This is a genomic window from Burkholderia cepacia ATCC 25416 (assembly GCF_001411495.1).
GTDB classification, from domain to species: domain Bacteria; phylum Pseudomonadota; class Gammaproteobacteria; order Burkholderiales; family Burkholderiaceae; genus Burkholderia; species Burkholderia cepacia.
In genome coordinates this window covers 99,989-113,562 of the sequence record NZ_CP012984.1, presented here as the reverse complement: position 1 = coordinate 113,562, position 13,574 = coordinate 99,989, and the positions used below count along the sequence as shown (strand labels likewise).

Sequence of the window (13,574 nt, the reverse complement as noted above, 5' to 3'; positions counted from 1 at the left end):
CCACTCCCATTTTCTTGTTCTCGAACGATAGACCTATGAAAGATTTCCAAACGCTCATCGCCACGCATGATGGCATCGCGCTCGCGGCGCTCGTTCGCGAGAAAGAAGTAACGCCGACGGAACTGCTGGACGCCGTCCTCGCCAGTCTCGACGCGATCAACCCCTCGCTGAATGCCGTCGCAGAGCGCCTCGACGAAACGGCCAGACTAGCCGCATCGACCATCACTGGCCACGAGAGCGTACTCGCCGGTGTCCCGACACTCATCAAGGACCTTTTCATGCCGGTGCGCGGCGCACGCATGGCGAACGGATCGTTCCTGTTCGGCGACTACCGGCCCGACTTCGACGGCGAACTCGTGGGGCGCCTACGGCGCGCGGGCATACCGATCGCTGGAACCTCGCTGTCGCCCGAACTGGGCACGTCGTTTTGCACCTCCTCAGCGCGTTTCGGCGTCACACGCAATCCGTGGAATCCGCATGTGAGCGCCGGCGGATCGAGCGGCGCCGCGGCAGCGCTTGTCGCCGCGCGCGTGCTGCCGTTCGCGCACGGCAACGACGGCGGTGGCTCGCTGAGGGTGCCCGCGTCCTGCTGCGGCGTGTTCGGATTGAAGCCGACACGCGGTCGAACGCCGAATGGCCCGATGATCGGCGAAGGATGGGCCGGCATGGCCATCAACCACGCGATCACGCGCTCGGTTCGCGACAGCGCCGCCCTGCTGGACCTGACCGCGGGCGCCGATACCGGCGCGCCCTATGCGGCGCCATGCCAACCGGAGACGTTTCTCGCGGCCACGCAGCGCGATCCGCGGCCGCTAAAAATCGCCGTGATAGAGCAAGCGCCACCGTGGCCGCTTCATCCGGCCTGCCGACCCGCACTCGCACATACCGTCGCGTTGCTGCGCTCGCTCGGACACCACGTCGAGCCGCTCGATAGTCCGGTCGATTCGGAGGCGTTCTATGACCGTGTATTCACGATCATCGGCGCACAAACGCGTGCGCTGGTCGACATGATAGGCAACCAGCGCGGACTTCCGGTACGCGACGGCGAAATCGAGGCCCGCACCCGTATCATCCTGCGGGAGAAAGGCAATGCAAGCGGCGCCGAATACGCGAGCGCCGTCGACTGGATCCATGCATTGGGCCGGACGTTCGGCCGGTTGATGGAGCGCTACGACGTGCTGCTAACGCCGACGCTCGCGATGCCGCCGCTTGCGCCGGCCGAACTTGCGACCGCGGACGACACGCAGTCGTTGAGCGAAGTCATCGATCGAGCGCATCGGTTTTCTCCGTTCACGGCATGGTTCAACGCGACCGGTCAGCCCGCGATGTCGGTGCCGCTTTACTGGGACGAGCAAGGCCTGCCGATCGGCAGCCATTTCGCGGGGGCGTTCGGCGCAGAGTCGCTGCTGTTCTCGCTCGCCGCGCAGCTTGAGCGCGCTGCACCGTGGGCGGATCGGGTTCCCCCGCTTTGCGTTTGACTGACGGTCCGGTGAACTTCCTGGCTGCAGGCGACTGAGCGCACGGGCGCGTTTGACCAGAGAGGAAGCAGACACCCCGAACGTCGTGTCGGGGTGTCCCGATATTCAATGTTGTACGCGCAGGCTTTCGCGTTTCCCGTTCTTGAACGTATAGAGTGTCATCGTCGCATTCTGGAGATCGCCCTTGGAATCAAATCGCGTTTTACCGATCAAGCTCTTGTAGTCGATCTTTCAGATACGGGAGGCACTTCGCCAGGCCGGACGAGCCAGCAGACTTCTTTGCGTCGACGGGTAATCATCCTTCGCCTGCGACTAAATCACCAGCATAACCGCATCGGACGTCCCACTTAAAATCTCAGAAGACTGTCCGAACGTGACAGGCACCTCTGTCTGTTGTCACGCTCACGATCACGGCACCCTACGCGCGCGTCCGCCTCTCCTCGCATGTAGAGAACCTGCCTGACAACGCCTGCGAGCCGGGCGCAGAGCACCATGCGCGTAAGTCAAGCGTCGCGCCGGACCGTCCCCACGTACGCGACCGGGTTGCGCAACACGCCGAGCCGCTCGATCTCGACTTCGCACACGTCTCCGGCTTTCATCCAGAGCTGCGGTTCGCGCGCCATCCCGATACCGGCAGGCGTGCCCGTGACGATCACATCGCCGGCCTGCAGCGTCATCACGTCACTCAGCAGCACGACCAGCGTCTCGACATCGAAAATCATGTCCGACGTCGATGCCTCCTGCACGACCGCACCGTTCAAGCGCGTCTGGATCTTCAGCCCCTTGCAGCCGCGCGGCAGTTCGTCGGCCGTGACGAACCACGGCCCGAATGCCCCCGTCCCGTCGAAGTTCTTACCCATCGTCCATTGCGGCGTGCGGAACTGGTAATCACGCAGCGTGGCGTCGTTGAAAATCGAATAGCCGGCAACATGATCGAGCGCCCGCTCGCGCGCGATGCTGCGTCCGCCCTTGCCGATCACCGCCACTAGTTCGCCCTCGTAGTCGAGTTGGGACGATTGCGCCGGCAGCGCGATCGGGTCGCCATGGCCGATCAGGCTCGACGCAAACCGCGCGAACACGGTCGGATAGGCCTGCTTCGCAAACCCGGTCTCGGTCGAGTGGTCGAGGTAGTTCAATCCGACACAGACGATCTTGCCGGACCGTCCGAACGGCGGCAGCAAGCGCACCGCCTCGAGATCGACCGGCGCGCCGCGCGCGAGAAGCGCGCCCACTTCGGCAAGATCAGCGCCGTGCGCCAGCAGCGCATCCAGATCGCCCGGATAGGCGGTGTCCTCGGCGGTCAGCCCGAACCATCGCCCGCCGTGCTCCACCGCGATGCCGCGGTGCCCATCCGTTTTATAGACTGCAAATCGCATCGCACACTCCTTGCTCGCCGTCCATGAAGTCGCCGACTACGCCTTCAATGTCCTGTTGGAGCACCGCTGGAGGCAGCGGTAGCCCCTCCTTCATCACGTTTCCGTCGCCCATGTACTGCTAGCGCGCGTACATCCAAACAGCCATCATTTGCGCACGGCCATCACCCCCGCATCCACATTCCAGATGGCACCGGTTACCCACGAGGTCTTGTCTGAAAGAAGGAAGACGATCGTGTTTGCAACGTCTTCGGGCGTACCGACGCGTCCGAGCGGATGAAACGACTCGAGCGCTTTCATCGCACCGGCAATGTCTTCCTTCGCCATAAAGCCTTCATAAATCGACGTCTGTACGATCGCCGGCGAGACAGCATTCACTCGGATACCCGCATCGGCGAGTTCAATCGCGAGATTGCGCGTGAGCGCGTGCAGACCTGCTTTTGCCATGGAATACGCCGATGCCGCGGAGTCGCCCAGCGCTGCCTGGGCTCCGATCGACCCGACGTTCACGATAGCGCCTTGGAGCTTCGCAGCGAGCATGTTCCTGACCACGTCCCGCGTAATGAAGAAAGTGGCACGATTGAGCGACAGGTACATGTCGTAATCAGATTCTTCGTGGTCGATGAAGGCCTTCGGAGCAAAGATGCCCGCAGAATTCACCAGAAGCGAGATATCTTTGTGATTCGCGTTGATCTCCGAGCGGATGGCGTTCATGCCTTCCTCGGTCATGAGGTTCGCCGCAATCACGGAGACCGGACCGAGCCCGCTCAGTTCGGCACGGACCGCTTCAGCTTTGTCTTTCCTGTTTCCCGTCAAGACGACGCTACCGCCGCTTTTCAGCACTTGTTTGGCCGTTGCGAGCCCGATACCGCTGGTGCCACCGACGACAAGAAGTTTCTTACCGGAAAAATCATTCATTTTGGCTTCCTTAATTTAAATGTCTGGATCAGTTCCGCATGCGCGGCCGCGCCAACGCGGACATTACTCGTCTTGCCGCGTCCATGAATCAGCTCGCCTCGCGGAGAACGCAGAACGCAGAACGCGGCCGGTATCGCAAGTACCTCCGCTGGTTAGCCTTCGCGGACTTCGAGAGTCGAGACCATGCGGATCGCCTTCGAGAAATTCGCGAGGTTGACCGAAGTTTTCGTCACGACCTGGTGCAACTCCTCGACACGCTCGCGCGAAGCGTCCGTGTGCAGGCGAACGACATAGCTCACTTCGTCGTATCCCGGGTTCACGCTCTCGTCGAGCCCGAGGAAACCGCGCAAGTCCAGCTCACCATCGGTCTCGATTTCCAGACTGTGGACAGTGATGCCCATCGCGGCGGCGTTGACCACGTATCCGACCGTCAAACAAGCGTTGAGCGCGGCCATGAGCAGCTCTTGCGGATTAGGCGCGCTATTCGTGCCCAAAAGCTGGGTGGGTTCGTCCGCTGCGATTTCGAAATGCCGCTGGTGAGTCACCCCGCCCAGCTCATAGTGGCTGACAGTCGCCACGGAACGCGTCTGGTGTTCCCATTTCGTCTTGACGTTGAAGCGCGCGTTTCGCTTCGTGGGGTCCGTGGCGACTTCTTGCGCGAATTGCTGCAAAGCCGGCACATCGATTCCGTTCGGGTGGGTAGTCATCTGCTGGTCCTCCTAGGAGCGCTCTCGCGCAGGGAAAAGTTCAAACACGCGGCAAGCCTACCATCTAGTTGGTAGCTTCACAAGGGCATTTCTCGTCCTTGTAGTCGTGACGCTCCTTCGAGATTGATCGGACGAATTTGCCGCTCTGCCCGCTCAATGAAAAAATGCACGAGGTCGGTTAGTGCAATTGGGGACACGTTCCTCCACCATCTGCTTGCGGGGCGTCCCTGCAAGGTTGGCCCGCTGCGAAGACGAGATGCGCCGTCATGCTTGACAAAAAACCAACTAGTAGGTAGACTCCGCTTGCAGTGATTCGCTGGGTTCGTTCAATTGAAGATGGCAGTGTGCCGGAGGATGCATGGCAGTAGGTACGCGCGACGCGTTGGTTCAAGCTGCAGAAGGCCTGATGCGCTCGAGGGGTTATGCCGCCTTCAGTTATGCGGATCTGGCCGAAACCGTTGGCATCCGGAAGGCAAGCATTCACCATCACTTCCCGACGAAGGAAGATCTGGGCGTTGCGATTGTGGAAGCCTATGTCGCGAGAGTGGTGGAAGCGTTCGAGCGAATCGACCGCGAGAATGAGGACTTCTGGGGCCGCTTGAACGGATTTTTCGATACCTTTCGCGCCAGCAGTGATGGAAGCCTGCTCCCGCTCTGCGGTGCGCTTGCCGCCGAGATGGCTGCTTTGCCGCCCGAACTGCAGAAGCTCACGCACCGGTTTTTCGAGCTGCAACTGCGCTGGCTGACCAGGGTCATCGACAAGGGCATCAGCGACGGCGAGATCGCCGCCGGTGTGGGGAGCTGCCAGAAGGCGTATCAGGTATTGAGCGTTCTAGAGGGAGCCAGCTTTGTCGAGTGGGCCATGAAGAACGGCGAAACGCTCGACCGCGGCATCATTCGACTCATCGTCTCCGCAGCATAAAAAGGGGATCGCTTCCCCAAACGATTCATCGTTGCACCCAGCGCCAGAGCCGTTTTCCGCGTGAACATGGCTCTTTTATTTGAGTATTTACCCTACCAACTAGTTGGTTGTTATTTGGAGAAAACCATGGAAAACTGGACTGAAACAATCGGCGCCGTCACCCGTCGCGTGCATGAACTCGCACGGTACACCCCGGACACGCTCAAAGGCGTTGGTTTGCTCGGTGCCGCCGGCGCCAAGACAAATCATCTCGACGCAAAGACGCGAGAGCTGATTGCGTTGGCAGTCGCTGTCACAACACGCTGCGACGGCTGCATCGCTTTTCACGCGGCAGAAGCCAACAAGCTCGGTGTGACGAAGGAAGAAGTCGCAGAAGCACTTGGTGTCGCCATCAATCTCAATGCCGGCGCCGCTGTGGTCTATAGCACTCATGTCCTCGACGCGCTGGACCATCTCGGTCGCGAGTAAATGTCCTACCCGGCGCTACCGCTGCGAGCGGAGCGCCACGAGGCAGCAATTTCTAGCTGAGGATGAAACATGAAGCGGGTCAATGTAGAAGTGTGGTCGGACTTTGTCTGCCCCTGGTGCTGGATCGCAAAACGACGCCTGGAAAAAGCGATAGAAGGCGTGACGCAGCACGTCGACGTGGTCGTGACACACAAGTCCTACCGTCTTGCGCGAGGCATGGTTCCGACCGGCTTTACAGACGCGCTTTATGCCAAGTTCGGAAACGCGACAGCAGCGCAAAGAATGATGGATGCGGTGTGCTCGGCCGGAGCCCAGGAAGGTCTGAACTACCGATTCGAGACCATGCGCTTTGGCGATACGAGCGACGCGCACCTACTCGTCAAAAGTGTCCAAACGTCCGAAGACAAACAACGGATGATCGAAGCGATCTACCGGGCCGCGACGACCGACGGGATTGACATCTTCGATAGAGCCGCGCTCATCGACCTTGCGAAGAGCATCGGCATTTCTGCTGCGTCGCTCTCCTTCGACGATCGCGAGATGGTGTCCGAAATCGCGCGAGATGAAGCAGAGGCAAATCGAATCGCAAATGGCGTTCCGCTGTTTGTCTTCAACAACCGAACGTACCTCTCAGGCGCACGTGAAGTTGCCGTGTTCGAAAAAGCGTTGTTCGACTCCGCCGAGAACGTACCGGACGAAAGCGAAGACACCGGAGGCATGAGCTGCAGCATTGACGGGTGCGCTCACTAGGCAGCCCCCCATTCACAAGGTATCGATTCTTTCCGGACTGACCGAAATGCGCGTGAAGCAGATTCCCGGCTGTTAGATAGCCATCCGTTTCATTTCGCATTTAACCCGACACTCACCAGCGCCCTGGCGCACCTACATTTTGAGCAACATGATGAGTAAATTGTTTACGCCCTACGATCTCTCCGGGACGCAGCTCGCCAACCGCGTCGTCATGGCACCGATGACGCGCACGCGTACGCCCGATAACATTCCCAACGATCTCACCGCGCTCTACTACGCGCAGCGTGCTTCCGCCGGCTTGATCATCACCGAAGGTCTTCCGGTGTCCGAAGAGGGCCGAGGCTATCTGTATACGCCGGGTCTGTACACCGACGAGCAGACGGAAGGATGGCGGAAGGTCACCGACGCCGTGCACAAAAAGGGCGGCAAAATCTTTGCCCAGCTCTGGCACGTTGGCCGGCTGTCCCACGTTTCCATCCAGCCTGGCAATGCGGCTCCGGTGTCGTCGGGCGAAGTGCCGGCGACCACGACCATGGTCTACGCGTGGGTAGAACCCGGCAAGGAGGGCCCGGTCCTCCCGAGTGTGCCGCGTGCGCTGACCACGGACGAAGTGCAACGTGTCACTCAGGACTTCGTTGCATCCGCGCGTCGGGCGATGGACGCAGGCTTCGACGGCGTAGAAGTGATGGCGGCCAATGCCTTCCTGTTCGACCAGTTCCTGAGCAGCGCGCTGAACACCCGCACCGACCAATATGGCGGTTCCATCGCTAATCGTCAGCGCTTTTTGCTGGAGACGATCGACGCCCTGGCAGACGCCATTGGCGGTGAAAAGGTGGGCGTGCGGGTCTCGCCGTTCGGGCGCATCTACGATATGGAGGCCTTCGAAGGGGAAGCGGATGCGTGGGCGAGCATGGCCTCGGCCTTGAACGAACGGAAGCTGGCGTTCGTACACCTGAACTATCAGACGACCATTTCTGCAGCAGGTACTCCGAATGGCTTTGGTGCGGCCTTTCGCAAGGCCTACCAAGGCACGCTGATCGGCGCCGGCGGCTTCACGCAGGAGCTCGCCGAAGCCGAACTGGCGAAGGGAGAACTTGACCTGATCGCGTTCGGCACGGCCTTCATTTCCAATCCCGATTTGGTGGAGCGGATGAAGAACGGTTGGCCGCTCACGGAGCCCGATCGGTCGACCTTCTATGGCGTCATTGGTGCCAAGGGCTACACCGATTATCCGACTTTCGAGCAGGAAACCGCGTAATCGGACTGAAATGCCGACGCATCATTCCGGTCCCCGACATGAACGCGAGATGAGGTACGGCGGGCTCGGACTGCTTGCATGGGAAGTCTCCGAATCAACTTTTCCAAGTCGTTCGAAGTGCTTCCCATCGGCATTTAATAGCATCAGAAGATCTGGCGAAACTTGGCCGGCCGACCGTGATCCGGACCGGCCGAGGCGTCGCCTCAGGTTGCATGCCACATTCAGACTCCCCATCGACGTCAATGCAGGCCTTCGAAACTGTTGCGCGTCATGGGACCGAAAGGTCAAGCGGATATGCCGTCGTCCGTCGGTGCGATAGACCAACAGCTGCATCGCGCGAGGCTCGTTGAATGCTTGATTTCGTACATGGAGAATCCAGTATGGGCTATAACTTTGATCGCTCGATCTCCCGCCGCAACACAAATGCAATGGCGGAGGAAGGTTTCGCGAATTATCTGTTCGGAGCGGATGCACCTGCACTTGCACTCGAGATGCCGAGAGAAGAGCTGATATCGATGTGGGTCGCCGACATGCAATTCGCCGCCCCCGATGCCGCCATCGATGCCATTACCGAGCGCCTCAAACATCCCATCTTCGGCTACACGGCGGACCTGGACGAGCAGCTCTATCAGGCTTTCCACTCCTGGTGTGCGCAACGATACAGCTGGCATTTCGCTCGCGAGGAAATGCAGGTCTCACTCGGCGTCATACCAGCCCTCTTCGCACTCGTAGAATATGTGTGCCGCCCCGGCGACAAAGTGCTTAGTCTGACGCCGGCCTATGGATACTTCAAACACGCGGCGCTTCAGCGCGATCGCGAATTCGTGACGTCACGCATGCTCGCATCCGACGACGGCAAGTACTCGATCGACTTTGAGGACTTCGAAGCGAAAGTTAGCGATCCGGCGGTGAAGCTCTTTTTCCTCTGCCACCCTCACAATCCGACCGGCCGGATCTGGACAAGCGACGAGCTGCGCCGAATGGGTGAACTCTGCATCGCAAACGGTGTGAAGATTGTTTCTGACGAGATCCATTGCGACTTGCTAAGAACCGGAAATGCACACACGCCGTTGGCGAAGTTGTTCCCGGGTAGCCCAGACATCATCACGTGCATGGCCGTTAGCAAGACGTTCAATCTGGCAGGAATGATGATCGCGACCGTCATCATCCCGGATCCGGAATTGCGCTCAGAATGGAAACGGCGCCACTACCCGTTCGTGAACCCGCTCAGTCTCGCCGCCGCCATCGGTGCGTACCGCGATGGCGCTCCGTGGTTGGATGCGCTGCGGCTGTATCTGGACGAGAACTTCGCCCTGACTCAACACTTTCTGAGCGATCACTTGCCAAAAGCAAAATTTCGCGTTCCGGAAGCGACTTATCTGGCGTGGATCGACCTACGGACCTATTTCGACGATTCAGTCAACCTCACGCGTTTCTTTCTTGAAAAATCAGGCGTCGTTCTGGAAGGCGGAGAGATGTTCGTCGAGAACGGCGACCGCAGAGTGCGACTCAATCTTGCGTGTCCGCGGGCGCAGCTTCGGCTGTCCCTCGAACGAATCCGAGATGCAATTGTGAAGCAATACCATTGAATCAAGCCGACGTAAGGCAAGACAGCAGCATCAATTCAAACGAACCAAAGGAACACTTATGCCGCTCATTAACGTAAAAGTCATCGAAGGCGTTTTCTCCGCAGCCGACAAGGAAAAGATCATTTCTACCCTTACCGACGCCATGGTGTCGATCGAGGGCGAAAGCATGCGGCCCGTTACCTGGGTTATCGTTGAGGAAGTAAAGAGCGGTGACTGGGGCATTGCCGGCAACGCACTAACAACCGAGAGGGTTAAGGCACTGGCCGCAGGCCAGTAACTGGCTGGCCCTGAACGGGCTCCAGCGGCAGTGAAGCGACCATCGCTTATGCCGTTGGAGCCCTTTTTCATTGCTTCCACGGCATGCTACCTAAAACGCGCAGCCAGCGCGATTGATCGAGTGGGCCAGGTCACCGCTCCGAATTTCAACAGCCGCCCAGTGCGAAAGTGAGCATGACGACAAGAGGCGCCTGAGATCACAATAACCAATCCGCCGATCTTTGCGGCGGCTTGCGCGTCAAACGGCAGCGGCAGGTCGGGCGTGATCGTCATGCGGGCTTGCTGCGTGATTTTCGCCTCGGTCGCTACACCACCACCGAGGGCGGTCCACCGGAATTTGAATCCGATGCGCAAGCCGGGCACGGCCAGCTCGTGTAGCAGTTCACAATCAATGCTAGCCGTGCCCAAAGTAGTGCTAGCAATGTTCACTAATACTGCTAGCGTAGTGTTTTGCTCAGCCTAAGCGGTGGGCATCGATAACGTGATATCGCCCGCAGCGCGGCGTCGAAATTCGGAGCTCTGGCGAAAATCGATTGCGGAACAGTCTCGAGCAGGCTGTGGTGCACCCGGCAGTAGTCGGCTGACGGATCGAGCCACTCCCTCTTCCACCGTGATGCAGTGACATCGGCGTCGTTCAGAACAAGACATCTGAAGCAATACACCAAGTACTTCTGGTCGAAGACCCACTCATGCGGCGTCTGGATCATGCTCAGAATGCCATCGTTGAGCCGCGCTACGCGAGATAGACGGCTCAGAGTTGCGGATGGAACTGGGGGAAAGAGGATCCAGCCGGCCTTGGTCAGGCTAGGCATCGCTACGCCTGTGCCCGATTCCCAGATCAGGTCTACGCTCGTCTGATACCGCGCCGCGATTCGACCCAACCAGCTACCAAACGCCTCTTCCAGGAAGGGGCGAGGTGCGATGGGCCACGGCCGGTGGGTGTCAGACATACGCGCGGGCAACTCGTTCTAGGTGAGCGATATCGATGCACTCGTCACCGTTCCTGATCGCCAACTCTGCTGCTTCGTTGAGGATCGTAGATATGGCGCCAGTCAGCCCTCCGCTTATCTCGAGAACGAGCTGGACAATCTCACGTCGCGACAGATTCGATGGTTTTCGTAGCGGCAAGACTTTCTCGAACGCAGCCATGAGCCTGCGAAGACTTTCACTTTCCCTCCACCTTGGGATCTCGAATGGTCTGTAGCGGCTGATCATCTGTGAATCGGTCTGAAGCCCTAGAACGGCATCGCGCGTACCGACAAGGACCATGCTAATCTGCAGGTCGTTGGCTCGGTATTTTAGAAGGTTCAAAGAGGCGCGTTGCTCACGGTAGGTTCCGGCGAGCAGGTGATGGACCTCGTCTACGATTAGCATCTGCGGCGACATCCGCCGCAAGATGTCGCGAGCGAGCCGCTCGAGTGTGGCAAGCCCTGCAGCGGGGTTATGTGGCGCACCGAGCTCAAAGAGCAAGGCGGCGTAAAAGCGGTGCTGATCGGGGGTGGGAGGCATCTGTACGCTCACGACCGGACACCGCTCTACCCCGGTTCTCTCGTCGAACTCGCTGGGGTGCGCTCGCCTGAACTTGGCCGTTATCTTGGTTTTCCCGATGTTCGAGTCGCCGTGCAGCAGAAGACACGGCATGCGCTCACGTCTCGGCGTGTCATAGAGCCGCTGCAGTAGCTGTAAGGCTTCAGTCGCTCGGGGATAGTCGATCCACCGGTCACGTAGCAGACTCTTTATGCGATCCTCTTTTCCGAGTAGGACCTGATCTCTTGCTGCGGGTAGCAGATGCGCGAAATCATCTTGCTTCATGCTGGCCCCCTACCACTGTTCAACGTCATACGCGGTAACTGGTGCGTCGTAGTTTACCTGCTCGACCTGCCGCTGTTCAGTGAGTGAGAGATCTTCGATGCTGCTCTTCGGAACCAAACCGCCAGCTTGACGTGCCATGCGGCGTCGCGCTCGAGTAGCCCGCTGGGAAGTGACGACCAGTTGTCGCTGCTGCTCAACAGTCTCGAATATCTCCCTCTCCGATACTGCCCGTTGTCCCCTAGCCCGGATAGCTCGCAAAGCTGCTCGCTGTTCGAACAGCGAGATGGGAGGCCGACGCAAGTCCGCGTATCGCACTTCAACGAAACTGCCTCTGCCAGCGCTTACGAAGATGCGCGAGAGGTCTTCTGGGTGATAGCGGACCGTCACGGACCGGCGTGTTTCCCGCCATGCCGCGAACAAGGGATGCCAATAGCGGATCAGGAAGAGCTTGAGGCCGTCCCGCTGAATGGTCCGGGATGCGACTGGCAGGAACCGGATCAGAAACTTCAGTTCGGCATCCGGTTGAGCTGGCAAGCATCGTGAATCCGCTGCTCGCCATGTTTCCTGCCACTTTTGCGCGGGCTGAAGTCCCAACAAACCGCGGTGGGGGCCGCAGTGATAACGCCTACCGATCTCGACAGCCAGCCACTGCTCGAACTGCTTCAACGTAAGCGAAGCTGTCTTTTCGGCCTGGCGCGCCTTGCGCCCTTTGACTGACGATCCAGTCGAACCAGGGAGGCCACGTACGCGCTCCATCAAGGTCCTGTTCAGCCGCTCGATGTGGCCACCAAAGTGCGGCTTGCCCACCGGTCGGTACATCAGTTCAATGCCGTACTCGCGGCATCCACTGCGAAGGGCACGGCTTTTGAATTCGGCCGCGTTATCAAGATGCAGCGTTCGAGGGATACCGCGCATCGGCCAGTCAGCCTCAACGCCTAGTCTTTCGAGCCACGGCTCTTTGCGCAGAACTACGCGCGAGAGGAGCAAGCTTACCGTCGCAGCCCCCGGCCTCTCCATTGCGACATAAAAGCCAAGCACACATCTCGTAGCAACGTCGAGAGCCACAGACAGCCACGGTCGACCGATAATCTGTCCGTCCAGTTCGCTAACGAGCAGGATGTCCGCTTGCGTGTGATCAACCTGCACGATATCTAACGGATGTCGGACCTGGAATGTGCCAGGGGCAACTGCAGCGTTCGGGAGCGCAGCTCGTGCCAAAGCATCCTGCTCGCGATAGGAGAGCCACCGTCGAGCAATTGTTGACCTGCTTGGAGGCGATAGACCTGCAACGCTGCAGCGACGTTTCACCTCAAGTACAAGATCAGTTGCAGGATGCGCAAGGTGTCGCTGATCAGGGAGCCATTCGTGCACGGCCTCGTCGATGACGCATTCGACGGCGGCGTCCAGTCTGCCCCCGGTCGCCCTACCCGGCTGCCTTGGCTCTAATGTGCTGGCGACCGGATCTGCGAGGAAACGTCGACGCAGGCGATATACGGTGGTGCAGTGAACGCCTAATAGCTGTGCTGCTCGTTCAGCCTGCTGTCGGGAAAGCACGCCGTTGCCAAGCGGTCGAAGCACGGACGCAATCTTCGCTGCTCGAGCGGCCCGCTCTTCGATCGAAGCCATATGGATCCCTATCAATCCACGCGACACGTGCGCTAGCAGTATTAAAGAACACGTGCAACGTGCTAGCAACGTTAGTGAACATTGGCCAAGTTTCCGTTGCAGAAACGCAACGGCTAAGCAGCCGCCAGAAAGCTTCAAAAAGTCCCTGTTCGCCGAGGCTTCTTTGAGAATTTCCGCTAGCAACGTTTCTGAACACGGCTAGCGCTAATAATGAACGCCTACACCAGGTCATCGCTCTACATCGGAAGACCGGCTATTTGTATAACGCCGGGGCAGCCCACCATCGACTTCCATCGTCCCGGTGTAGCTCTCGTCCTTTGCTGACTACGCCACCGCAAACGCACCCATCAGCAGTATCGGCGGACACTGTCAGCAGAAACTTCGAACGGCAACAATC

14 protein-coding genes are annotated in these 13,574 nt (G+C 59.2%); 7 read left to right on the top strand and 7 right to left on the bottom strand.

Features of this window, described 5'->3' with window-relative positions:
• The first annotated feature begins 35 nt into the window (after positions 1-35).
• A complete protein-coding gene (locus APZ15_RS38015; RefSeq protein WP_011548513.1) occupies positions 36-1,478 on the top strand; it encodes an amidase in 1,443 nt (480 codons plus the stop codon).
• Positions 1,479-1,981: 503 nt separating this feature from the next.
• Here the strand turns inward: APZ15_RS38015 and APZ15_RS38010 are convergent.
• The 3 genes from APZ15_RS38010 to APZ15_RS38000 all read right to left on the bottom strand — a co-directional run bounded on the left by APZ15_RS38010 (position 1,982) and on the right by APZ15_RS38000 (position 4,476).
• Complete coding sequence (locus APZ15_RS38010; protein ID WP_011548514.1) at positions 1,982-2,854, bottom strand: fumarylacetoacetate hydrolase family protein; 873 nt, start codon at positions 2,852-2,854, stop codon at positions 1,982-1,984.
• A gap of 144 nt (positions 2,855-2,998) precedes the next feature.
• Complete coding sequence (locus APZ15_RS38005; protein ID WP_011548515.1) at positions 2,999-3,769, bottom strand: SDR family NAD(P)-dependent oxidoreductase; 771 nt, start codon at positions 3,767-3,769, stop codon at positions 2,999-3,001.
• A gap of 152 nt (positions 3,770-3,921) precedes the next feature.
• On the bottom strand, positions 3,922-4,476 hold the full coding sequence (locus APZ15_RS38000) for an OsmC family protein (protein WP_011548516.1): 555 nt from the start codon (positions 4,474-4,476) through the stop codon (positions 3,922-3,924).
• 358 nt (positions 4,477-4,834) lie between these two features.
• Between APZ15_RS38000 and APZ15_RS37995 the strand changes: the two genes are divergently transcribed.
• The 6 genes from APZ15_RS37995 (at position 4,835) to APZ15_RS37970 (ending at position 9,740) form a co-directional block, all read left to right on the top strand.
• On the top strand, positions 4,835-5,398 hold the full coding sequence (locus APZ15_RS37995; RefSeq protein ID WP_011548517.1) for a TetR/AcrR family transcriptional regulator: 564 nt from the start codon (positions 4,835-4,837) through the stop codon (positions 5,396-5,398).
• 126 nt (positions 5,399-5,524) lie between these two features.
• Positions 5,525-5,866: a carboxymuconolactone decarboxylase family protein gene (locus APZ15_RS40550; RefSeq protein ID WP_011548518.1), complete on the top strand. Its 342-nt coding sequence runs from the start codon at positions 5,525-5,527 to the stop codon at positions 5,864-5,866.
• A gap of 69 nt (positions 5,867-5,935) precedes the next feature.
• Positions 5,936-6,616 carry a DsbA family oxidoreductase gene (locus tag APZ15_RS37985; RefSeq protein WP_011548519.1) on the top strand — a complete coding sequence of 227 codons (681 nt, stop codon included), beginning with the start codon at positions 5,936-5,938 and terminating at the stop codon, positions 6,614-6,616.
• Positions 6,617-6,767: 151 nt separating this feature from the next.
• Positions 6,768-7,874: an alkene reductase gene (locus tag APZ15_RS37980; RefSeq protein ID WP_027791965.1), complete on the top strand. Its 1,107-nt coding sequence runs from the start codon at positions 6,768-6,770 to the stop codon at positions 7,872-7,874.
• Positions 7,875-8,254: 380 nt separating this feature from the next.
• A complete protein-coding gene (locus tag APZ15_RS37975) occupies positions 8,255-9,463 on the top strand; it encodes a MalY/PatB family protein (RefSeq protein ID WP_011548521.1) in 1,209 nt (402 codons plus the stop codon).
• Positions 9,464-9,521: 58 nt separating this feature from the next.
• On the top strand, positions 9,522-9,740 hold the full coding sequence (locus APZ15_RS37970; RefSeq protein ID WP_011548522.1) for a tautomerase family protein: 219 nt from the start codon (positions 9,522-9,524) through the stop codon (positions 9,738-9,740).
• A gap of 86 nt (positions 9,741-9,826) precedes the next feature.
• Here the strand turns inward: APZ15_RS37970 and APZ15_RS40545 are convergent, their stop codons facing one another.
• From APZ15_RS40545 to APZ15_RS37960, 4 genes are read right to left on the bottom strand one after another with little or no spacing between them, the layout of a single operon-like run.
• Entirely contained in the window at positions 9,827-10,168 is a 342-nt protein-coding gene (locus tag APZ15_RS40545) for a hypothetical protein (RefSeq protein ID WP_011548523.1), read from the bottom strand.
• A gap of 8 nt (positions 10,169-10,176) precedes the next feature.
• Positions 10,177-10,689 carry a TniQ family protein gene (locus APZ15_RS40540; protein WP_011548524.1) on the bottom strand — a complete coding sequence of 171 codons (513 nt, stop codon included), beginning with the start codon at positions 10,687-10,689 and terminating at the stop codon, positions 10,177-10,179.
• On the bottom strand, positions 10,682-11,551 hold the full coding sequence (locus APZ15_RS37965; protein ID WP_011548525.1) for a TniB family NTP-binding protein: 870 nt from the start codon (positions 11,549-11,551) through the stop codon (positions 10,682-10,684). Before APZ15_RS37965 ends, APZ15_RS40540 begins: the two co-directional genes overlap by 8 nt.
• A 9-nt stretch (positions 11,552-11,560) precedes the next feature.
• Entirely contained in the window at positions 11,561-13,177 is a 1,617-nt protein-coding gene (locus tag APZ15_RS37960; protein WP_027791966.1) for a Mu transposase C-terminal domain-containing protein, read from the bottom strand.
• Between the last annotated feature and the right edge of the window lie 397 nt (positions 13,178-13,574).